Origin of the sequence: Streptomyces sp. NPDC091280, assembly GCF_044768565.1 — a bacterium.
In the GTDB taxonomy this organism is placed as follows: domain Bacteria; phylum Actinomycetota; class Actinomycetes; order Streptomycetales; family Streptomycetaceae; genus Streptomyces.
Window position 1 is genome coordinate 229,744 of record NZ_JBIVUZ010000017.1, and the last position, 22,704, is coordinate 252,447.

General features: G+C 70.0%; 17 protein-coding genes. 15 read left to right on the plus strand and 2 right to left on the minus strand.

Translation table 11 applies throughout. The features are described 5' to 3' along the window. The first annotated feature begins 32 nt into the window (after nucleotides 1-32). From ACIQPR_RS41525 to fxsT, 14 genes are all read left to right on the plus strand, one after another. Complete coding sequence (locus ACIQPR_RS41525; protein WP_403660172.1) at nucleotides 33-968, plus strand: carbohydrate ABC transporter permease; 936 nt, start codon at nucleotides 33-35, stop codon at nucleotides 966-968. Nucleotides 969-985: 17 nt separating this feature from the next. Continuing rightward, nucleotides 986-1,921, plus strand: a complete 936-nt coding sequence (locus ACIQPR_RS41530; protein WP_403660175.1) for a carbohydrate ABC transporter permease — start codon at nucleotides 986-988, stop codon at nucleotides 1,919-1,921. A 199-nt stretch (nucleotides 1,922-2,120) separates the two neighbouring features. Continuing rightward, entirely contained in the window at nucleotides 2,121-3,320 is a 1,200-nt protein-coding gene (locus ACIQPR_RS41535; RefSeq protein ID WP_403660178.1) for an ROK family transcriptional regulator, read from the plus strand. A 133-nt stretch (nucleotides 3,321-3,453) separates the two neighbouring features. Continuing rightward, nucleotides 3,454-4,548 (plus strand): sugar ABC transporter substrate-binding protein, encoded by a 1,095-nt coding sequence (locus ACIQPR_RS41540; RefSeq protein ID WP_403660291.1) that lies wholly within the window; start codon nucleotides 3,454-3,456, stop codon nucleotides 4,546-4,548. A 243-nt stretch (nucleotides 4,549-4,791) separates the two neighbouring features. Beyond that, complete coding sequence (locus tag ACIQPR_RS41545) at nucleotides 4,792-5,580, plus strand: ATP-binding cassette domain-containing protein (RefSeq protein ID WP_403660181.1); 789 nt, start codon at nucleotides 4,792-4,794, stop codon at nucleotides 5,578-5,580. Then, a complete protein-coding gene (locus ACIQPR_RS41550) occupies nucleotides 5,577-6,896 on the plus strand; it encodes a sugar ABC transporter permease (protein ID WP_403660183.1) in 1,320 nt (439 codons plus the stop codon). Before ACIQPR_RS41545 ends, ACIQPR_RS41550 begins: the two co-directional genes overlap by 4 nt. A gap of 193 nt (nucleotides 6,897-7,089) precedes the next feature. Next, entirely contained in the window at nucleotides 7,090-9,009 is a 1,920-nt protein-coding gene (gene dxs / locus ACIQPR_RS41555; protein ID WP_403660186.1) for a 1-deoxy-D-xylulose-5-phosphate synthase, read from the plus strand. Between the two features lie 147 nt (nucleotides 9,010-9,156). Next, nucleotides 9,157-10,680 carry an amino acid permease gene (locus ACIQPR_RS41560; RefSeq protein ID WP_403660188.1) on the plus strand — a complete coding sequence of 508 codons (1,524 nt, stop codon included), beginning with the start codon at nucleotides 9,157-9,159 and terminating at the stop codon, nucleotides 10,678-10,680. A 264-nt stretch (nucleotides 10,681-10,944) separates the two neighbouring features. After that, nucleotides 10,945-11,145 (plus strand): hypothetical protein, encoded by a 201-nt coding sequence (locus ACIQPR_RS41565; protein ID WP_403660191.1) that lies wholly within the window; start codon nucleotides 10,945-10,947, stop codon nucleotides 11,143-11,145. 21 nt (nucleotides 11,146-11,166) lie between these two features. Further along, the gene (locus tag ACIQPR_RS41570; RefSeq protein WP_403660195.1) at nucleotides 11,167-13,299 is read left to right on the plus strand and encodes an FxsB family cyclophane-forming radical SAM/SPASM peptide maturase; all 2,133 of its coding nucleotides are present in this window, start codon (nucleotides 11,167-11,169) and stop codon (nucleotides 13,297-13,299) included. Between the two features lie 6 nt (nucleotides 13,300-13,305). Beyond that, the gene (locus ACIQPR_RS41575; protein ID WP_403660198.1) at nucleotides 13,306-14,136 is read left to right on the plus strand and encodes an aminoglycoside N(3)-acetyltransferase; all 831 of its coding nucleotides are present in this window, start codon (nucleotides 13,306-13,308) and stop codon (nucleotides 14,134-14,136) included. Next, nucleotides 14,129-14,800 (plus strand): TIR-like protein FxsC, encoded by a 672-nt coding sequence (locus ACIQPR_RS41580; protein WP_403660201.1) that lies wholly within the window; start codon nucleotides 14,129-14,131, stop codon nucleotides 14,798-14,800. The genes ACIQPR_RS41575 and ACIQPR_RS41580 overlap by 8 nt, the downstream gene beginning before the upstream one ends. After that, complete coding sequence (gene fsxC / locus ACIQPR_RS41585; protein WP_403660204.1) at nucleotides 14,800-16,116, plus strand: FxsC protein; 1,317 nt, start codon at nucleotides 14,800-14,802, stop codon at nucleotides 16,114-16,116. Before ACIQPR_RS41580 ends, fsxC begins: the two co-directional genes overlap by 1 nt. Next, a complete protein-coding gene (fxsT, locus tag ACIQPR_RS41590; protein ID WP_403660207.1) occupies nucleotides 16,113-20,048 on the plus strand; it encodes an FxSxx-COOH system tetratricopeptide repeat protein in 3,936 nt (1,311 codons plus the stop codon). Before fsxC ends, fxsT begins: the two co-directional genes overlap by 4 nt. Nucleotides 20,049-20,099: 51 nt before the next feature. Here the strand turns inward: fxsT and ACIQPR_RS41595 are convergent, their stop codons facing one another. Further along, a complete protein-coding gene (locus ACIQPR_RS41595; protein WP_403660210.1) occupies nucleotides 20,100-21,002 on the minus strand; it encodes an alpha/beta fold hydrolase in 903 nt (300 codons plus the stop codon). Between the two features lie 204 nt (nucleotides 21,003-21,206). Then, nucleotides 21,207-21,593: an NTP pyrophosphohydrolase gene (locus ACIQPR_RS41600; RefSeq protein ID WP_403660213.1), complete on the minus strand. Its 387-nt coding sequence runs from the start codon at nucleotides 21,591-21,593 to the stop codon at nucleotides 21,207-21,209. A gap of 87 nt (nucleotides 21,594-21,680) precedes the next feature. Between ACIQPR_RS41600 and ACIQPR_RS41605 the strand changes: the two genes are divergently transcribed. Next, nucleotides 21,681-22,700, plus strand: coding sequence for a hypothetical protein (locus tag ACIQPR_RS41605; protein WP_403660215.1), 1,020 nt, complete (start codon nucleotides 21,681-21,683; stop codon nucleotides 22,698-22,700). Nucleotides 22,701-22,704: the final 4 nt, after the last annotated feature.

Consider the following 22,704-nt stretch of genomic DNA (forward strand, 5'->3'; position numbering starts at 1 on the left):
CACGCTCGGGACACCAGGGGCAGGAAACGCCAATGCGCAAAGGGCAGTACAGGTTTGTCGCGGGATTTCTCCTCGTTCCCGTGGCGCTCTATCTGATCTTCGTGATCTGGCCTTACATCCAGACGTTCGGCTATTCGCTGACCGACTGGAAGGGCGAGTCGCAGACCTTCAAGTTCGTCGGACTGGACAACTATCGAGCGCTGTTCCACGACGACGTCTTCAAGGAGGCCATCTGGCACAACCTCCTGTTCCTGGTGTTCATCCCCGTGATCACCATTTTGCTGGCCCTTTTCTTCGCCTTCATGGTCAACGCGGGAGGACGCAGCAAGGCCGGCGGTGTGCAGGGAGTCGCCGGTTCCGGGTTCTACAAAATCGTCTACTTCTTCCCGCAGGTGCTGTCGCTGGCGATTCTCGCGGTGCTGTTCAACGCGGTGTACCGCAGTGACGGCGGCGGTCTGCTCAACGGTGTCCTGATCAAAATCCACCTGGTGGACGCCAACAATCCGGTGGAGTGGCTCAACGAGCCCCACATGGTTCTCTGGGCGCTGATGGCGGTCGTCGTGTGGCACGGCGTCGGTTTCTATCTGGTGCTGTTCTCCGCCGCCATGCAGTCCATTCCCCGGGACATCTACGAGGCCGCCCTGATCGACGGCGCGAACCGCTCCCAGTCCTTCTTCCGCATCACCCTGCCGCTGCTCTGGGAGACCGTGCAGACGGCCTGGGTGTATCTCGGCATCATCGCGATGGACATGTTCGTCCTGGTCTCCTCCATGACCTCGAACATGGGCGCCTACGGAGGCGGTCCCGACCACGGCAGCGACGTCATGTCGACCGTGATGATGCGCAACTTCCTCTACTTCGGGAAGAGCGGCTACGCCTGCGCGATGGGCGTCGTCATGCTGCTGCTCACCCTGGTCCTGTCCGTGGTCACGCTGCGCGCCACCCGCCGTGAGCGCATCGAGTTCTGAGCGGGAGACATACGACGATGAGCGCACCCCTCAAGGAGAACGCCCCCGCGGGCGGCACCGTCCCGCCGCAGCCGTCGGCCGGCAGGTCCACCGCCCGGTCCGGTGAACCACGCGGCGAGGGCGTCGTGTTGAACGTCTTCTCGCACGGCTTCCTGGCCCTGTGGGCCCTGCTGATCGTGCTGCCGCTGCTGTGGCTGGTGTTCAGTTCGTTCAAGACCGACGCGCAGATCGGCAACTCGGCCTTCGGCTGGCCGCACAGCTGGTCGTTCGACGTGTTCCGCCGGGCCTGGAGCAAGGGCATCGGCGACTACTTCGTGAACACCGTGATCGTGCTGGTGTTCTCGGTGCCGCTGACCATGCTGTTCGGCTCGATGGCCGCGTACGTGCTGGCCCGCTACCAGTTCTGGGGCAACCGGCTGCTGTACTACTTCTTCGTCGCGGGCGCGATGTTCCCGGTGTTCCTGGCGCTGGTCCCGCTGTTCTTCATGGTCAAGCGCCTCGACATGCTGAACACCTACCAGGGGCTGATCCTGGTCTACGTCGCCTACTCGATGCCGTTCACCGTGTTCTTCATGCACGCGTTCTTCCGCACGCTGCCCACCGCGGTCTACGAGGCGGCGATCCTCGACGGCGCCTCGCACACCCGGACGTTCTTCCAAGTGATGTTGCCGATGGCGAAAGCCGGGCTGATCAGCGTCGGCATCTTCAACACCCTCGGACAGTGGAACCAGTTCATCCTGCCCACGGTCCTGATGCAGCCGCAGAGCGGCTCCGACCCCGAGCGCTATGTCCTCACCCAGGGCCTCATCCAGCTTCAGCAGCAACAGGGATACGCCTCCGACCTGCCCGTTCTCTTCGCGGGCGTCACGATCGCCATGATCCCGATGCTGGTCGTCTACCTGTCGTTCCAGCGCCAGGTGCAGTCCGGTCTGACATCGGCGACCCTGAAGTAGCGCGACGGGAGAACGCAGAAGGAAGCGCTCGTTCCGCCACCGCTCCCGGCTCACCGGGAGCGGTGTCCACGTATGTGTCCCGGACCCTCGATGCGGTTCAACCTCTTGACGGGAGGCGACCCGAACGGCTCAGCTTAGAGTTCACTAGTTGGACATAGACGGGGCCTCATCGATGCGGTCCCGCGCGCAGGAGGTCGTCGTGGAGACTCCGGGGTCGCAGTCGTCGCTGCACCGAGCGAATCTAGAGCGGGTCGTGCGAGCGGTGCGGCTGGCGGGGTCACTCACGCAGGCCGAGATCGCGAGGACGACGGGTCTGTCCGCCGCGACGGTCTCCAACATCGTGCGCGAGCTCAAGGACGGCGGAACGGTCGAGGTCACCCCGACCTCGGCGGGCGGTCGCCGGGCCCGCAGCGTCTCGCTGAGCGGGGACGCCGGCATCGTCATCGGAGTCGACTTCGGGCACACGCATTTGCGCGTCGCGGTCGGGAATCTCGCCCACCAGGTGCTGGCCGAGGAGTCCGAGCCGCTCGATGTGGACGCCTCCTCGACCCAGGGCTTCGACCGCGCGGAACAGCTGGTCAACCGGCTGATCGAGGCGACGGGCGTGGACCGTTCCAAGATCGCCGGGGTGGGTCTCGGCGTGCCCGGTCCGATCGATCTGGAGTCCGGCACGCTCGGCTCCTCCGCCATCCTCCCGGGCTGGTCCGGCATCAGACCCGCCGAGGAGCTCGGCAGCCGTCTGGGTGTACCGGTGCACGTCGACAACGACGCCAACCTCGGCGCCCTCGGTGAGCTGGTGTGGGGCAGCGGCCGGGGGGTCAGGGACCTGGCGTACATCAAAGTCGCCAGCGGGGTCGGGGCCGGGCTGGTCATCAACGGCAAGATCTACCGGGGCCCGGGTGGCACAGCGGGAGAAATCGGGCATATTACTCTTGATGAGTCCGGCCCTGTCTGCCGTTGCGGAAACCGGGGCTGCCTGGAGACCTTCACGGCCGCGCGCTATGTGCTGCCGCTGCTCCAGGGCAGTCACGGCACCGACCTGACCATGGAGGGAGTCGTACGGCTGGCGCGGGACGGAGACCCGGGCTGTCGTCGGGTGATCGCCGACGTCGGCCGACACATCGGCAGTGGAGTCGCCAATCTCTGCAATTTGCTGAACCCGAGCCGAGTGGTCCTCGGTGGCGATCTCGCCGAGGCCGGTGAGCTGGTGCTCGGGCCGATCAGGGAGTCTGTCGGCCGCTATGCGATCCCCAGTGCGGCGCGTCAACTGTCCGTTCTCCCGGGGGCGCTTGGAGGCCGTGCGGAGGTGCTCGGAGCACTCGCTCTCGCACTCAGCGAGATGGGTGATTCGACCCTTTTGGACGGGTCGCTGACCGCCGCCACACCTGTCTTCACTTAGAGAACGCACGACGCCGTTGCCATCTCGTTAAGTATTTACTTCTTGACGTCGCACGCGTGGCCGAGTTGACTTCCAGCCACCTCGGCCGCAACGACGCGGCCTCGTCAGGGAGGTTTCTGAAGTGAACACGCGTATGCGTCGTGCCGCCGTTGCTGTCATCGCCACCACGATGGCTGTCGCCATGGCCGCCTGTGGCAAGGCCGGCGACGACAAGAAGTCCGACAGCAGCTCCAGCTCCTCGGGCGGTACCAACGCCTCGATCGGTCTGCTGCTGCCCGACAGTGTCACCACGCGGTACGAGAAGTTCGACAAGCCGTACTTCGAGGCCAAGGTCAAGGAGCTCTGCTCCGGTTGTAGCGTCCAGTACGCCAACGCCAACGCCAGCGCGGCCACCCAGGCCCAGCAGGTCAGCACCATGATCACCAAGGGCGTCAAGGTCATCGTGATCAGCGCCCAGGACTCCGCCGCCATCAAGTCCTCGATCCAGCAGGCCGTGGACAAGGGCATCAAGGTCGTCGCGTACGACCGTCTGGCCCAGGGCCCGGTCTCCGCGTACGTGTCCTTCGACAACGTCCAGGTCGGCAAGCTCCAGGGCGAGGCGCTCCTCACCTCGCTGGGCTCGAAGGCCACCACGAAGTCGAAGATCGTCATGATCAACGGTGACGACGCCGACCCGAACGCCGCGCAGTTCAAGAAGGGCGCGCACGAGGCCCTCGACGGCAAGGTCGACATCGCCTACGAGCAGTCGGGTCTGTGGAAGGACAGCGTCGCCGGGCAGAAGATGTCCGCGGCCATCACCCAGCTCGGTGCCAAGAACATCGCGGGCGTCTACTCCGCCAACGACGGCATGGCCGGTGGCATCGCCACCGTTCTCAAGGGCGCCAAGATCAGCGGCATCCCGCTGACGGGCCAGGACGCGGAGCTCGCCGGTATCCAGCGCATCGTCGCCGGTACCCAGTCCAGCACCGTCTACAAGGCCTTCAAGCCGGAGGCCGAGGCCGCCGCCACCCTCGCCGTCGACCTGGCGCAGGGCAAGAGCATCTCCTCGCTCGCCACCACGACCCAGACCAGCGGCTCCGGCAACAAGGTGCCCTCGCAGCTGCTGACCCCGGTGTCGGTCACCAAGGCCAACATCAAGGACACGGTCATCAAGGACGGCCTCTACACCGTCGCCCAGATCTGCACCGCCGACTACGCCGCGGCGTGCAAGGCGGCCGGTCTGTCCTAACCACCGCCCGGCGGTGAGCACCGCTCAGCGGTGAGCACCGCCCAGCGGTGACAAAGCCCCTTCGGCGTCCGCCCCACCTTCCAACCCCGCTGTGGGGCGGGCGCCGATCGGAACCCGTGCGAACGCAGCCGTTGCCAACTGGCATCGGCCGCGCGCATGTTCATCTTGTAAATCTGTGCCCAGGCACAACCCTCCGCGCCTTTTGACAAGCGCGGCATCCCCGCCGGTCAGGCGGCGAAGGAGATGGTTCACGTGTCCGCTACGCCCGTGCTGGCGTTGCGCGGAGTCTCCAAGCGATTCGGTGCGGTGCAGGCCCTCACCGACGTAGAGCTGGAGGTCCACGCCGGAGAAGTGGTCGCACTGGTCGGCGACAACGGCGCAGGAAAGTCCACCCTGGTGAAGACCATCGCCGGAGTGCACCCCATCGATGAGGGAGTCATCGAGTGGGAGGGCAACCCGGTCAGCATCAACAAGCCGCACGACGCCCAGGGACTCGGCGTCGCCACGGTCTACCAGGACCTCGCGCTGTGCGACAACCTCGACGTCGTCGGCAACCTCTACCTCGGACGCGAGCTGCTGCACCGCGGCGTCATCGACGAGGTCACGATGGAGAAGAACTCCCGCGAGCTGCTCAGCACGCTCTCCATCCGCATCCCCAGCGTGCGCATCCCGATCGCCAGCCTCTCCGGCGGGCAGCGGCAGGTCGTCGCCATCGCCCGCGCGCTGATCGGTGACCCCAAGGTCGTCATCCTCGACGAGCCCACCGCCGCTCTCGGCGTCGAGCAGACCGCGCAGGTCCTCGACCTGGTCGAGCGGCTGCGCGAGCGCAACCTCGGCGTCATCCTCATCAGCCACAACATGGCCGACGTCAAGGCGGTCGCGGACACCGTCAACGTGCTGCGGCTGGGCAAGAACAACGGCTCCTTCCCGGTGAAGGACACCAGTCAGGAAACGATCATCGCCGCGATCACCGGTGCCACGGACAACGCCGTGACCCGTCGTGCGGTGCGCAGCACGGAGGCGGCAAAGTGAGCGACACGTCAGGCACCGTGAAGAAGGACGCGGTCGAACCGACCGCACCGGCCCCGGCGGACGACCCCACGGCGGCAGCCGCGTCCGCGACCGTCATCGACCCGCGGCTGCTGATCCGCGAAGAGGGCTTCAAGGGCTACATCACCGAGTTCAAGCGCAAGGTCAAGGGCGGTGAACTCGGCTCGCTGCCGGTCGTCGCCGGCCTGATCGTCATCGGCGTCATCTTCCAGTTGCAGAACAGCCGGTTCCTGAGCGCGGACAACCTGTCCAACATCAGCTACTACCTGTCGGCCACCGGCATGCTCGCCATCGGCCTGGTCTTCGTGCTGCTGCTCGGCGAGATCGACCTGTCCGTCGGCTCGGTCAGCGGTCTGGCGTCCACCCTGTTCGCCGTCTTCGTGGTCAACCACGGGATGAACGGCTGGCTGGCGCTGGTCCTCACGATCATCACCGGCATCGGTATCGGCGCCCTGCACGGCTTCTTCTTCGCGAGGATCGGCGTACCGGCGTTCGTCGTCACCCTCGCCGGCTTCCTCGGCTGGAACGGCCTGATGCTGTGGCTGCTCGGTTCGAGCGGCACCATCAACATCACCGACAGCGGCCCGGTGCACCTGCTCGGCCAGAGCTCGTTCTTCATGGACCAGTCGATCGCGGGCGCCTACATCCTGGCCGCCCTCGGCGTCGCCTCCCTGCTCTTCGGCTCGCTCGTCGACCAGCGCCGCCGCAAGGCCGCCGGGGTGCCCTTCCGCCCCACCAGCGAGATCGTGCTGCGGGTCGGCCTGCTCGCCGTGGCCGCGTTCGTCACCGCCGCGGTGCTCAACTCCTCGGCCGGTGTCTCCAACTCGCTGGTGATCTTCCTCGCCTCCCTGGTGATCGTGGACTTCGTGCTCCGCCGTACCCCGTACGGCCGCAAGGTCTTCGCGGTCGGCGGCGGCATCGAGGCCGCGCGCCGTGCCGGTATCAACGTGTCGATGATCCGCATCACCGTGTTCGCCATCTCCGGCGGCTTCGCGGCGGTCGGCGGCATGTTCTTCGCCGGCCAGACCCAGAGCGCCACGCTCAACGCGGGCGGCGGCAACACCCTGATGCTCGCCATCGCGGCGGCCGTCATCGGTGGTACGAGCCTCTTCGGCGGCCGGGGCACCGTCTGGTCCGCCCTCCTCGGCATGCTCGTCATCCAGTCGATCCAGACCGGTCTCGACCTGCTCAACATGAACACGTCGATCCAGTACATGATCACGGGTGGCGTGCTGCTCGGCGCGGTCGTCATCGACTCCGTGTCCCGCAAGAGCCAGAAGGCCTCCGGTCGCGGCTGACCTGTGTCCTTCCGTACTGTGCCCGGTACCGACATCGGTACCGGGCACAGTCATGTCGTACGAAAGACTGTTCTTGGGTACAGCCGATCGCGTGACGTATGACGCAGAGCCCGGGCGCGGTCCGCAAAGGCGGAACATTAGACTCGACAAGCCCGGCAACAGCTCGATCAGCTCTACTCGCAAGGAGGCACGGGTGCCGCTGCTGACCCGCATCAGGGGACCGCGCGATCTGGACCGGCTCAGCCTGGAGCAGCTGGACCAGCTGGCCGAGGAGATCCGGACCTTCCTCGTGGACGCCGTCTCCAAGACCGGCGGCCACCTCGGCCCGAACCTCGGTGTGGTCGAGCTGACCATCGCCCTGCACCGCGTGTTCGAGTCCCCGAAGGACCGGGTGCTGTGGGACACCGGCCACCAGTCCTACGTCCACAAGCTGCTCACCGGCCGCCAGGACTTCTCGAAGCTGAAGATGAAGGGCGGCCTCTCCGGCTACCCCTCGCAGGCCGAGTCCGAGCACGACGTCATTGAGAACTCGCACGCCTCGACGGTCCTGGGCTGGGCCGACGGCCTGGCCAAGGCCAACCAGGTGCTGAAACGCGACGACCACGTGGTCGCGGTGATCGGTGACGGCGCGCTGACCGGCGGTATGGCCTGGGAGGCGCTGAACAACATCGCCGACGCCAAGGACCGCCCGCTCGTCATCGTCGTCAACGACAACGAGCGGTCGTACGCGCCGACCATCGGCGGCCTCGCCAACCACCTGGCGACCCTGCGCACCACGGACGGCTACGAGCGCTTCCTGGCCCGCGGCAAGGACCTCCTGGAGCGCACCCCGGTCGTCGGCAAGCCCCTCTACGAGACCCTGCACGGCGCGAAGAAGGGCCTCAAGGACTTCATCGCCCCGCAGGGCATGTTCGAGGACCTCGGCCTCAAGTACGTCGGCCCGATCGACGGCCACGACATCGAGGCCATGGAGTCGGCGCTCGCCCGCGCCAAGCGGTTCGGCGGCCCGGTGATCGTGCACGTCCTCACCGAGAAGGGCCGCGGCTACCAGCCCGCCCTCCAGGACGAGGCCGACCGCTTCCACGGCATCGGCCCCATCCACCCCGACACCGGCCTGCCCGTCAAGGCCTCCGGCGCCGACTGGACCTCCGTCTTCGGCGACGAGATGGTCGCGCTCGGACAGGAGCGCGAGGACATCGTCGCGATCACCGCCGCGATGCTCCAGCCGGTCGGCCTCAAGAAGTTCGCCGACGCCTTCCCGGACCGCATCTACGACGTCGGCATCGCCGAGCAGCACGGCGCGGTCTCCGCGGCGGGCCTCGCCACCGGCGGACTGCACCCGGTCTTCGCCGTCTACGCCACCTTCCTCAACCGCGCCTTCGACCAGGTCCTCATGGACGTGGCGCTGCACAAGTGCGGGGTGACCTTCGTCCTCGACCGGGCCGGTGTCACCGGCACCGACGGCGCCTCGCACAACGGCATGTGGGACATGTCGATCCTCCAGGTCGTCCCGGGCCTCAGGCTGGCCGCCCCGCGCGACGCCGACCAGGTCCGCGCCCAGCTCCGCGAGGCCGTCCAGGTCAAGGACGCGCCGACCGTGGTCCGCTTCTCCAAGGGCGCGGTCGGCCCCGCCGTACCCGCCGTGGGCCGCATCGGCGGCATGGACGTGCTGCGCGCGCCCGGCACCGACGCCCCCGACGTCCTGCTGATCTCGGTCGGCGCCCTCGCCCCGATGTGCCTGGAGATCGCCGGCCTCCTCGACAGGCAGGGCATCTCCACCACCGTCGTCGACCCGCGCTGGGTCAAGCCCGTCGACGAGGCCATGGCCCCGCTCGCCGAGCAGCACCGGGTGGTCGTCACCGTCGAGGACAACTCCCGTGTCGGCGGCGTCGGTTCGACGATCGCGCAGGCCCTGCGCGACGCCGGTGTGGATGTTCCGCTCCGCGACTTCGGCATCCCGCCGCGCTTCCTCGACCACGCCTCGCGCGCCGAGGTGATGACGGAGATCGGCCTCACCGCCCCCGACATCGCCCGCCAGGTCACCGGCCTGGTCTCGAAGCTGGACGGCCGGTTCGAGCGGGCGGCGGCCGAGGTGGAACCCGCCCGGGACTGACCCCACCAACACCGCCGAACGGGCCGCTTCCGCCACTCTTTGCAGTGGCGAAGGCGGCCCGTTCGCGTGAACCCGCCCGCGTCGGGGCATACGCACATCGCCCCCTCTCGATCATGTCGAGGACGCCAAGCGTGGGAGGTACCACCCGTGAGCAGCACACTCTTCCGGACGAAGAGAGTCGAACAGTCCATCAAGGACACCGAGGAACCGGAGCACGCGCTCAGGAAGTCCCTCTCCGCCCTGGATCTGACGGTCTTCGGCGTCGGTGTCGTCATCGGCACCGGCATCTTCGTCCTCACCGGTACGGCCGCCAAGAACACCGCGGGCCCGGCGGTGGCCCTGTCCTTCGTCGTGGCCGGCGTCGTCTGCGCCCTCGCGGCGCTCTGCTACGCCGAGTTCGCGTCCACGGTCCCGGTCGCGGGCTCCGCGTACACCTTCTCGTACGCCTCGCTCGGCGAGTTCCCCGCCTGGATCATCGGCTGGGACCTGGTCCTCGAACTCGCCCTCGGCACGGCGGTGGTGGCCGTCGGCTGGTCCGGGTACATCCACTCGCTGCTCGACAACGCGGGCTGGCATCTGCCCGAGGCGCTCAGCGGCCGGGACGGCGCCCACGGCTTCGGCTTCGACATCCTCGCCGCCGCGCTCGTCCTCGTCCTCACCGCGATCCTCGTCCTCGGCATGAAGCTCTCCGCGCGGGTCACCTCGGTCGTCGTCGCCATCAAGGTCGCCGTCGTGCTCGTGGTGATCGTCGCCGGTGCCTTCTTCATCAAGGGCGACAACTACAAGCCGTTCATCCCCAAGGCGCAGTCGGTGGAGGCGGGCAGCAACCTCAAGGCCCCCCTCATCCAGCTGATGTTCGGCTGGGCCCCCTCCAACTTCGGCGTGATGGGCATCTTCACGGCGGCCTCCGTGGTGTTCTTCGCCTTCATCGGCTTCGACGTCGTCGCCACCGCCGCCGAGGAGACCCGCAACCCGCAGCGTGACGTACCGCGCGGCATCCTCGGCTCCCTGGTCATCTGCACCACGCTCTACGTGGCGGTCGCGATCGTGGTGACCGGTATGCAGAAGTACAGCTCACTGTCGATCGACGCACCGCTCGCCGACGCCTTCAAGGCCACCGGACACCCGTGGTTCGCGGGCCTGATCAGTTTCGGCGCCGCGATCGGTCTGACCACGGTCTGCATGATCCTGCTGCTCGGCCAGGCCCGCGTGTTCTTCGCGATGAGCCGCGACGGACTCCTGCCGCGCTTCTTCTCCCACGTCCACCCGCGCTTCCGCACCCCCTACCGCCCGACCATCCTCCTGGGCGTGGTCATCGCGATCGTCTCGGGCTTCACGAGCCTGAGCGAACTCGCCGAACTGGTCAACATCGGGACCCTGTTCGCGTTCATCGTGGTCGCGATCGGCGTGATCATCCTCAGGAACAAGCGCCCGGACCTGCCCCGCGCCTTCCGCACCCCGCTGGTCCCCGCCCTCCCGATCGTCTCGGTCCTCGCCTCGCTCTGGCTGATGCTCAACCTCCCCGCCGAGACCTGGCTCCGCTTCGCCATCTGGATGGCGATCGGCTTCGTCGTCTACTACTTCTACGGCCGCACCCACAGCCGGCTCGGCCAGGAGCAGGCGGCGCAGGCGGGCGGGACCCCGCGACCGCCGGCCGGCCCGACGCCGTAGCCAACTGCCTTGACCCACCGGCCCCGTGGACCCCGCAGCGGCGGAATCCACGGGGCCCGGCCATGCGCTCGCGCTGACCGGAATTGGCTGTCGACATACCGGAGCCGACCCGTAAGCTGCCTCTGCCGCCCTTGTATCGACCGGAAACGACCAGGATGATGGGTGGAGTGGTGACGACATGCCACCTCCCGACCGCTCAGTGCGATTCCACTCGGTGGGAATCCGTTCGACACGCGATTCCACGAACCGGCGAAGGAGACCGCGATGACGTATTCCGGAGAGGCATCCGGTGTGGTCCAGCGCGCGTTAGGGGCCGCGTCCCCGCAGCCGCCGAGGCTGACCACGCACATCCCCGACTGCGGCACCAGCTCGCTCGACGACCTCGGGACGGTCGACCGGCGCACGCTGAACAGGCTGCTGTCGGCCGGGCGGCACCAGGGCTCCGGCTTCAACTCCAGCGTCTGACACCCCGGACACCATGGACCGATGACCGCCGGGACAAGAGCGTTCCGCCAGTTCGTCCTCAAGGTGCACAGCAGATGCGACCTCGCCTGCGACCACTGCTACATCTATGAGCACGCCGACCAGAGTTGGCGCCGCCGGCCGCGGGTGATGCCGGACGAGGTGACGAACGCGGTCGTGTCCCGCATCGCCGAACACGCCCGCGCCCACCCCGAACTCCCGCGCGTGCACGTGATCCTGCACGGCGGCGAACCCCTGCTCGCCGGCCGCGAGCGACTCGCCCGGATCGCCCGGGAGCTGCGGGCCGCGCTGGACGGCGTGTGCGCACTCGACCTCCGCATGCAGACCAACGGCCTCCGCCTGGACGAGGATTCGTGCCGCATGCTGGTCCGCGAAGGGATCAGCACCGGCGTCTCCCTCGACGGCGACCGCGCCGCGAACGACCGCCACCGCAAGCGGGCCGACGGCACCGGTTCCTACGACGCCGTGGTCCGCGCGGTACGGCTCCTCGGCTCCGCCCCGCACCGCGCCGCCTTCGCGGGCCTCCTGTGCACCGTCGACCCGGCCAACGACCCGCTCGCCGTCTACGAGGCACTGGCCGCACTCGACCCACCGCGCGTCGACTTCCTTCTCCCGCACGCCACTTGGGACCGTCCGCCGCGCGGCGGCGCCGCCCACGCGCGCTGGCTGATCACCGTCTACGACCGCTGGCGCGGCGACGGCCGACCCTTCCCGGTGCGGGTCTTCGACTCCATCGAGGCCGGGCGGGACGGCCAGGAGTCCTTCACCGAGGCCCTCGGCCTCGGCAGCCCCGACCTCGTCGTGGTCGAGACCGACGGGGAGATCGAACAGGCCGACTGGCTCAAGACGGTGGGCCACGGCGCGCCCGGCACCGGCTTCCACGTCCTGCGGCACAGTTTCGACGAGGCGGCGGCCCACCCCGGCTTCCTGGTGCGGCACGGGGGAGTGGAGGCACTGAGCCGGCAGTGCCGCGACTGCTCCGTGGTGCGGATCTGCGGCGGCGGCCTCTACGGCCATCGCCACCGGGCCGGCAACGGCTTCGACAACCCCTCCGTCTACTGCGAGGACCTGTTCCGGCTCATCGGCCATGTCCTGCGGACTCCCCGCCCCGAGCCGGTGAGCAGCCCGCACACGCTGACCGCGCACGGCTTCGACTCCCTCGCGGCGGGCGACGGGGACGCCGACGCGCTGAGCGCCCTGGTCACCGCCGAGGCCAGCGCCCGCCGCATCCTGCTGGCCGCCGTGTGCGCCCGCCACCCCGGCCCCGAGGCGAGCGCGCTGACCCGGCTGGACCGGCACCGGCCCCGGGAGAGCGCCGCGACCGTGCGCCATCCCCACCTCGGCACCTGGGCCGTGCGCGCCCTCGAAGGCCGGCTGCCCGCCGCCGCCGTCCGCCTGCGGCTCGGCGAGATCGCCGCCACGACGGCACTGCGGTCCGGCTGCGGCCACCGGCTCGCGCTGCCGGAGGGCACCGCGCAGGCGCACCTGCCCGGGATCGGCCGGCTGACCCTGCGGCCCGGTCACGGACCGGCCGAACTCATCGTGCGCGAGGGCGAGTTGCTGATCGCCCGCCGACCCGGCCACGACCCGCTGCCGCTCGCCGAGGCCGCGGGACCGGAACACGGCATCGGCTGGGAACCGGTGCGCCGTCTCACCGTAGGCGCGGCCACCCTCCTCCTGGAGGACGGCGACCCCCACCGCGACGGCTTCCCCGCCGCGCCCGCGCCCCGCCCGGAAGCGGCCGAATACGCCCGCTGGGCCCGCCTGTTCGCCGAGGCCGGCCCGCACCTGAGCGCCCGGTACCCGCACCGCCTGCCCGGGATCCGCGCCCTGCTGGCCACCTGCACCCCCTTGCGCGCACCGCACCGGCCGGGCCGTGCTGCCGTCGACCCGCACGCGTTCGGCGCCCTCGGCATCGTCCTGCCGCCCACCGCCGAGGAGTTGGCCGACCTGCTCGTGGAAGGAGTGCAACAGCTCAAGTTCAACGCCCTGTTGGACCTCTTCGACCTGGCCGGCAGCGACGAGTCCACCGAACACCTCCGGTCCGCCTACCTCGACCGCCCCCCGGCGCACCCGATCTCCCTCGACGGCCTCACCGCCTACGGACGCCGGATGGCCGTCAGGCTGCGAGGCTGACGGGGGATGCACACCGCGCTCTCCCTCACCGCCGACCTGCGCGAACTCGGCGTCGAGAAGGGCATGACGCTGCTGATGCACGCGTCCTCGCGCTCCGTCGGCCGGGTCCACGGCGGCGGCTTCGCGACGCTACGCGCGCTGCGGTGCGCGCTCGGCCCGGAGGGCACCTTGGTGGTGCCCACGTTCACCGAGGGAAATTCGTTGACATCACGGACGTACCTCCGCTTGACGCAAGGCCTGACACGACATCAACTCCTGTCCTACCGTGAGGGCATGGAGCCCTTCAGCGCGGCTTCCACCCCCTCCTGCGGCATGGGACGGCTGGCGGAGGAGGTGCGGGTCGCCCCGTCCGCCGTGCGCAGCACCCACCCGCAGACGTCCTTCGCCGCGCTCGGCCCCCGGGCCGCCCGGATCACCGCCGGGCACGCCCTGGACTGCCTGCTCGGCGAGCGGTCACCCCTCGGCCGGCTGTACGAGGAAGAGGCGTACGTCCTGCTGCTGGGCGTCGGGTACGAGACCTGCTCGGCCTTCCACCTCGCGGAGTACTGGCAGCCCGGCGCGGCCCGCCGCCGCTACGACTGCCGGGTGCTGACCGACGACGGCCCGCGCTGGACCGGCTTCGTCGACGTCGACCTCGACGACAGCGACTTCGGCCGGCTCGGCCACTGGCTGGAGACCCGGGCCCCGGGCGCGCGCGACCACATCGCGCGCGGCCCGGTCGGCGCCGCCGACAGCCGGCTGCTCCCGCTGCGCTGGGCCGTCGACACCTCCGCCGAGTGGATGGCCGCCGGCCGCGCCGCGCCCCGGGACCTCTCCGCGGGGGCCGACCATGGATGAGCGCGACCAGCACCGCGCGCACCGGGGCGTCCAGCGGTCCTACGGCTTCCTCAGCTACGGCCGCGCGCCCCACGTACCGGAGAACCACAGACCGCCCGACAGACAACTGCGGGACTTCCACGCGGAACTGACGGACCATCTGTTGCAGATCACGGACCTGGACGCCAAGACCCCCGCGGTCTACCTGGACACGCGGATCCAGCTCGGCACCGGCTGGGAGGACGAGTTGAAACTCCGCCTCGCGCACTGCCAGGTCCTGGTGCCGGTGCTGTCCCGGCGCCTGTTCAGCAGCGAATGGTGCGCGCTGGAATGGCAGTGCTTCGAACGCAGACAGCAACTCCAGCGCGCCCAGGGCAGGTTCACCCGCAACGCCGTCGTCCCGGTGCTGTGGAACGGACTGCGGCGCGAGGAGATCCCCCGCCCCTACGCGGACGTCCAGTACGACCACCAGGACCTCGGAACCGACTACACGGAGCTGGGCCTGCTCGGCCTGCGCAACCACGGACGTCACCCCACCCACCGCAAGGTGGTCTACCAACTCGCCCTGGAGATCGTCGAAGTGGCGGTCACCGCCCGGCTGGAACCGTGTGACCCCAGCCTCTTCGACGATCTCTTCGACCAGCTCGTCAATTCACCGAACGGCTCGGCGGGGGAGGAACACTGATGCGTGGCGGCCGTTCCACCGAGGGGGAGCGCGACAAGGCGCCCCACTTCTTCCTGAGTTACGCCCCCGTGCCCTCGCCCGTCGGCGACGTCGACGCGGCCCGCCCCGAGGCCGACAAGGACGTACGGGAGTTCTACGCCGACCTGAACCGGGCGGTCGCCGGAGTGAGCGGCCCCTTCCCCTCGCCCGCCCTCGGCTACCTGGGCGCCGCCGACCGCACCGGCGCCGACACGGCCCGCGCCCTGCACCGCTGCCGCAGCTTCGTGCCGCTGATCACCCGCCGCTACTTCACCGACGTGTACTGCGGCCGGCAGTGGTACGCCTACACCCACCGCGCGCCACGGGCCACCCTCATCCCGGCGTTGTGGACACCGGTACCGACCACCGCCCGCCCGGTCACGGTCGACCTGGACCTGCCCGTGCCCCAGCGGCCCGCCGTCCCGGTCCGCGTCGACGAGGCCGCGCAGCTCCGCTACGCCAAGGGCGGCCTGTACGGGCTGCGGCAGTACTACGACCACCCCGAGTACTACGACCAGTGCGTGCGCCGGATCGCCCAGTGCGTGATGCAGGCCGTCCGCCGGGCACCCGAACCCACCCCGGACGAAACGGAGTTCACCGATCTGGACACCGTCCCCGACGCGTTCGCCGCCTCGTCCTGGCACCCGCTCTGCATCGCCGTGCTCGCCCCGGACGTCCACCATCTGCCGCCCGACCGCAGGGACACCAAGTACGGCCGCGAGCCACGGGACTGGCAGCCCTTCAGCGACGGCTACGCCACCCCGCTGGCCGAACGCACCGCCGAACTCGCCCGCAACCTCGGCTTCGCCCCCGAGATCCACACCTACGACGAGGCCGAACCCGTCTTCCTCGGACAGCGTGAGGCCACCAGCCCGTGGGTCCTCATCCTCGACCCCTGGATCCTGCACGACCGCACCGCCCTGGAGCGGCTGCGCGCCTTCGACGCCCGCGACCTGCCCTGGGTGACCGTGCTGACCCCGCTGGCCGACGACCCGCAGACCCGGGACGCCCGCGAGGAACTCGCCGCGCTGCTGCGCTCCGCGCTGCCCCGCAGGCTCAGCGGCGGCCGGGCCATCCAGCGCGGCGCCGCCGCCGGCATCGAGAGCTCCGAGGCGTTCAACTCCCGTTTCACCGAACTCGCCGACAGCGCGGCCCAGCAATACCTCAACCGAGATCCGCTACGATCCTCGCCCAGGCCCCGGGCGTCGGCGAAGCGCCCCCACTCCGCTTTCGGCGGACCGGTCGCTCCCGCCCCGGACGAGGCCGATTCCCAGGGTGACCAGGAGGCCCAACCGTGACCGGCGTGCTCCCCCGCCCCGACGGCGGCAAGATCGTCACGTTCTACAGCTACAAGGGCGGCACCGGTCGCACCATGGCACTCGCCAACTCCGCCTGGATCACGGCCTCCCGGGGCAAACGCGTCCTGGTGGTCGACTGGGACCTGGAGGCACCGGGACTCAGCCGCTTCCTGTACCCGTTCCTGGAACCGAACGCGGCGCACGACCGCCGGGGCGTGCTCGAAATCATCAACGACTACGTCCTCAAGTTCGAGGCCATGCACGGCGCCGAGATCGACGAGGCGTGGATCGCCCAGCAGGCCGACATCGCCAACGCGGTCTCCCCGCTGCTGTGGAGCTTCCCCGGCGGCGGCCGGCTCGACTACCTCGCGGCGGGCCGCCAGAACCGCAACTACTCCTCGATCTTCTCCCAGTTCAACTGGAACCGCTTCTACGAGGACCAGTACGGCGGCCAGTTCCTCGACGCGCTGTGCGCCCAGTTCCGGCAGGGCTACGACTACGTCCTCGTCGACAGCCGCACCGGTCTCAGCGACGTCTCCGACATCTGCACCATCCACTTCCCCGATGTGCTGGTCAACTGCTTCACCCACAACAACCAGAGCATCGAGGGCGCCGCCGCCGTCGCCCGCCGGGTGGAGGACACCTACAGCGAGCGGCGCATCCGCATCCTGCCCGTCCCCATGCGGGTGGAGGACTCCGAGGCGGACCGGCTGGAGGCCGCGCGGGCCAAGGTCCGGCTCACCTTCGACCAGCTGCTGGTCCGCACCCCGCACGTCGAGCCGCGCAGCTACTGGGGCAACGTCGAGGTGCCGTACAAGCCCACGTACGCCTACGAGGAGATCCTCGCGACCTTCCGCGACGAACCCGGCACCCACGCCTCGCTGTTGGCCGCCTGCGAGCGGCTGACGGCGGTCATCACCGAGGGCGAGGTGACCTCGCTGGTCCCGATGACCGACGAGGAGCGCCAGAACTACCTCAAGACCGTGGTGCGCCGCCGGCCCCCGGACCCCACCCATGTCTTCCTCAGCCATGTGCCCGAGGACCAGATGTGGGCGGACTGGATCAGGCGGGTCCTCGCCGACGCGGGCTTCACCGTGGGCGACGCCCGCTCCGAGGACGGCTTCGCCGCCGGCGTACCGCTGCGCGACGACACCGACAGCAAGGTGCGCGGCGCCTCCCGCACCCTGGCCGTACTGTCCGCCGCCTACCAGAAGTCCCCGCAGGCCAGGGCTGTCTGGGAGGCCGTGGCCGCCGCCGACCCGATGGGATCGCGCCGCACCCTGGTACCGGTCCGGGTCAGCGACGCCCGGCTGGAACACCCCTTCGCCGACCGGATGCCGATCCATCTCAGCAACATGACCGAGGCACAGGCCAGGAAGGCCCTGCTGCGGGCGCTGGACGCCCAGGTCGTGCAGGGCGAGCACCCCGCCGACGGCTCCGGCAGCGGCCCGCGGTTCCCCGGCGCGGAGCCGCCCGTGTGGTCCGTGCCCGTGCGCAACGCGGCCTTCACCGGACGCACCGAACTGCTGGAGGACCTCAGACTGCGGCTCTCCGACACCGGCACCGCCACCCTCCTGCACGGCATGGGCGGCGTGGGCAAGACCCAGCTGGCCACCGAGTACGCGCACCGCTACCGCGGGAACTACGACGTCGTCTGGTGGATCGAGGCGGAGTTCGGCGACCTCGCGCTGCGCCAGTACTCCGAACTCGCCTCCCACCTGGACGTCGACGAGCGCGACAGCATCAGCGCCACCGCCGACGCGGTCCGCGACGAACTGCGCCGGGGCGCGAAGTACGACCGCTGGCTGCTGATCTTCGACAACGCGACCACCCCCGAGTCCATCGAGCGGCTCCTCGTCAACAGCCCGGCCGGACACGTCCTGATCACCACCCGCAACGAGGGCTGGGCCCAGATCGGCGAGCGGGTCGAGGTCGACGTCTTCTCCCGCACGGAGAGCGTCGAGCACCTGCTGCACCGGGTGTCCGCCATCAGCGCCGAGGACGCGGACCGGGTCGCGGAAGCGCTCGGCGACCTGCCGCTGGCCGTCGACCAGGCCGCCGCCTGGCTCAACGAGACCGGCCAGGACGCCACCGAGTACCTCGAACTCCTGGAACCCCAACTGGCCTCCCTGGAGGCCGTCGAGGACTCCGGAACCTACCCGCTCCAGGTCGGCGCGACCTGGAACATCTCCATCCAGCGGCTCAACTCCCCTTTCGCGCTGCGGCTGTTGCAGCTGTGCTCGCACTTCGGTGCCGACCCCATCTCCTTCAACCTGGTGCACGGCAGGGAGATGAGCGACGCCCTCAACGAACTCCAGCCGGGCAGCGCCGGTACGGCACTGGTCTCCCGCGCCATCCAGCAACTGCACCGCTACGCCCTCGCCAAGGTCGACCGCAAGAGCAAGAGCATCCAGGTGCACCGGCTCGTCCAGGCGGCCGTACGGTCCTCGATGTCCGAGGAGGAGCAGGAGGAGGCGCTGCGCGTCGTGCGCAACGTCCTCAGCGGCGCGCGCCCCTCCGAGGGCGATGTGGAGCACCCGGACAACTGGTCGCGCTACAACACCATTTGGCCCCACCTGAAGACACCGTGGACCAAGGACTCGCTGGACGACCGGATCCGGCTCCTGATGACCGAGTGGCTGCGCTACCTGCGGGCACGCGGCGAGTACGCGGACGCCGTGGCGCTCGCCGAGGAGCTGCTGATCAAGTGGGAGAAGGAGGCGGGCCCGAACGACCGCTGGACGCTGCACCTGCGCTTCGAGATGGCCAACGTACTGCGCTTCCAGGGCTGGTACAGCAGGGCGCTGGAGATCGACGAGGACGTCTACGAGCGACAGCGCGCCGCCCTCGGCGACGACGACAACCACACCCTGATGACGGCGGGCAGCTACACGGCGGACCTGCGGGCCGTCGGCCGGGTGGGCAGGGCCCTGGAGATCGACCGCGAGACCTACGAGCGCTCCGTGGACCTCCTGGGCGTCGACCATCCCCGGACTCTGTTCGCGGCGAACAACCTGGCCGTGTCGATGCGCATGGCCGGCGACTGCTTCGACGCGAAGGCCGTCGACAACGACAACTGGGACCTGCGCGCCCAGACGCTCGGCCCCAACCATCCGTACACCCTGTTCTCCCTGATCAACCTCGGCCGCGACCAGCGTTCCTGCGGCGAGTACGAGGCCTCGGCCGAGACGCTGCGCGCCGTCCACCAGACGGCCGTGGCGCTCGGGCCCGAGTCACCGCCCGCGATGGAGGCGGCGAAGGCGCTCGCCATCACCCTGCGCCGGCTCGACATGCTGGACGACGCCATCGACCTCAGCCAGGGCGTCCTGGACATCTCCCGGCGGCGCCTGGGCGACACCTCGCCCGAGACACTGGTGGTGCGCCTCGGCCACGCGGGCCATCTCGCGGCGGCGGACCGGCACGAGGAGGCCTGCGAGGAGACCGCCAAACTGCTGGAGAGGTTCCGCGCCGAACTCGGCCAGGGCCACCCCAACACCCTTGCCTGCGCGGTCAACCACAGCATCAACCTGCTGTCGACCGGCCGCCCGGTGGAGGCTCGCGAGGTGTGCGAGCAGGCGCGTACGGCGCTCCAGAACACGATGGGACCCAAGCACCCGTTCAGCATGAACTGCCAGATGAACCTGGCGAACACGGAGGCGGCCCTCGGCGATGTCACGAAGGCCGAGCGCAACTACCGCCAGGCGTACGACGAGTTGTGCGTACGGCTCGGCCCGGACCACCCCACGCCCCTCACCTGCCGGGGCAACCTCTCCATCCTGCTCCGGGAGATCGGCCGCGGCACCGAGGCCGAGCAGCTGGCCCGGGAGACCCTCGACGCGCTGAGCGCCAAGCTCGGCGGGGAGCACTCCAAGGTGGTCCGGCTGCGCGGCGGCCAGCGGGTCGGGCTCGAACTGGACCCGCACCCGATCTGACCGGGTCCGGCGAAGCCCGCGCCCGGTCCGCGCCCGGTCGCGGGGCGGGCGTCAGGCCGTGGCGGCCGGGGCGGCGCCCGCCCTGGCCCGCTCCCGGAGCCAGCCCAGCACCTCGGGCAGCACCGGGACGGCCGCGAAGTGCGCCGCCGACGGCTGGAGGACGACGGTGGCGTGCTCGATCCGGCCCGCCAGCCACCTGAAGTGCTCGACGGGGGAGAACACATCGTGCTCGCCGTGCCACAGCAGGGTCGGCACGGTGATCTCCTTGGGGTCGAAGCCCCACGGCGTGCTGAAGGCGATGGCGTCGTCGATCCAGCCGTCCGCGTTCAGCTCGATCCCGGTCTTGAAGTTCTCGTGCAGCATCCGCCGGATACCGGCGTCCGCCACCACCTGCCGGTCCACGTCGGGCATCTCGCCGTCCAGGTCCGACAGCAGCGCCATGGGGTTGGCCCGCATGGCGTCCGCGTTCTGCACCAGGGTGGACTGCAACAGGTTCTGGTTCTCCCGGGCGTTGCGGTACTCGCGGACGTTGGACTCGGTCATCCCCTCGAACCAGTCGTCCATGTCCTCGGCGTCCGGCGGCGCCAGGCTCACCAGGACGGCGGCGCTGCGCACCCGGTCGGACAGCTTCGCGGCACAGGCGAGCGCGTGCGGACCGCCTCCTGACCTGCCCACGACGGAGAAGTCGTCCAGCCCCAGGAAGTCGGCGAGGTCCTCCACGTCCGCTGCGGCGTCGACGACCTTCCGGCCCTTCACACGTGTCGAACCGCCGTAGCCGGGACGGTCGTAGGCGATCAGGCGGATGCCGAGCTGGTACAGCACCATCGACCGCGGGCGGGGGCCCTGGTGGCTGCCGGGGGTTCCGTGCAGCAGAAAGACGGGGTGGCCTTGCGGGTCACCCCAGGAATCGAAAACGAGCTCGCGCCCGTCTCTGATGTGAGCGGCACGCGCCACTCCTGCCTCCCGTCCACCGGCCGTCAAGATTGCCGGAATCCTCTCAGAACGACGGGCACCATTGAGTCAGCTTCTCGTGTCGGCGTCACCCCGTCACTGGAAAGTGACCAGAATGTCGAAAACCTGACCGAAGAAGGCCAGCTTATGCCTGTTTAGCCTGACCGGCCCCGGGTGTGAAGGCCGCCAATTCGGTGCAAGCGGGACTTAGCGATCGGGGCGCGCACCACGCACCGCACGCGGCCCGGTGACCTCGGCGCCCAACTCCGTCACCCTGCGCCGCAGTTCACGGTCGGCCGTCACCACGAGACAGACCCGGCCGGCCGCGCCGGCGACCAGTTCGACCATCCGGTCGTCCCCGCTGCCGGGTGCCGACTCCACCCGTACACCCGGGACGGACGCCACGCCACGGGCCGCGCCCTCCACGACCAGGACGATCTCCACGGGGTCCGGGCGGCCCGGCACCCCGTCCGCCGCCAGCCGGTCGCGCAGTCGCTCCGCCGCGCCCCGGCGGTCCCGCCACCAGCCGTCGGGCACCGAGCCGACCACGTTCGCGCCGTCGACGACCACGAGCAGGGGAGCGTCCTCGTCCATGGGGACAGGGTCCCACGGGGGCGGGCGGCGGCCCGTGGCCAAGGACCCGCCCCGCGCGCGAGGACCCGCCCCAATTAGAGTGAACCGGTGAACGGCGACTGGCTCATACGCGGCCGTGACGGCCGGCTCAGTGTCTATCTGCCCTCGGACGACGCCGTCCTGTGCCGGGCCGAACGCGGCCCCGACGGCCCCTGGGGCGCCCCGCGCACAGTGGGCGGCGACCAGCGGCTGCACCCCGGGCGGCTCGGCATCGGACAGGGCGCGGACGGCTACGCCCACCTGGTGTCCTGGCGGCCCACGCTGCCCGGCGAGTCCGGACTGGTCCACTCCACGCACTTCCGGCCCCGGCTCACCGCCCTCGACTGGACCCCGGTCGGTCACCCGGACAAGAAGGGCGACCACACCGGTGTCCCGGCGGTCGCGGTCGACGCCGAGGGACGGGCCCACCTCTTCGTGCGCAACAAGGCGGGCGGGGTGAGCATGCTGGCCCAGCGGGAGAAGGGCGGCTGGGAACCGTGGCGCGACCTCAAGGGCAGCGACGTCCACGAGGACCTGGCCGCGGTGACCGGGGAGTCCGGCACGGTCGAGCTGTACGCGGCGGTGCCCGGCGCGATCCTGCGCTGGCGCCAGCCCGAGCCCGGCGGGCAGCCGGTCCTGGAGGAGGCGATGGAAGCCAGGATCAGACCGGGTACGCTCCGCGCGCTGGCCACCTCCCCGGAGACGACCACCCTCTACTACACGGACGACTCCGGCGACCTCTGCGTCTGGCGCCCGGGCGGCAAACCGCTCACCCTGCTGCCCTCCGCGGGCCCGGGGCCGGTCTCCGCCGTGCGCTGCGAACTCGACGGCCACGACTGCACGTTGCTCGCCCAGCGCTCGGCCAGCGGCCGGGTCGCGTTCGCCGCGTACCCCACCGAGCAGGAGTCGGCGGGCGCCTGGTGGACCGAGTCGGGCCCCCAACTCCCGTCCGACGCCGAGGTGTCGCTCGCCCTGGACGAGAACGACCGCGTCGTCGCCGCGACGCTGTCCCCGTCCACCGGCCAACTCCTGCTCACCAGAAGGAAGGACGAGCCGGGCCTGGCCCTGGAGGCGTGGCGCGAGGTGTGAGTGC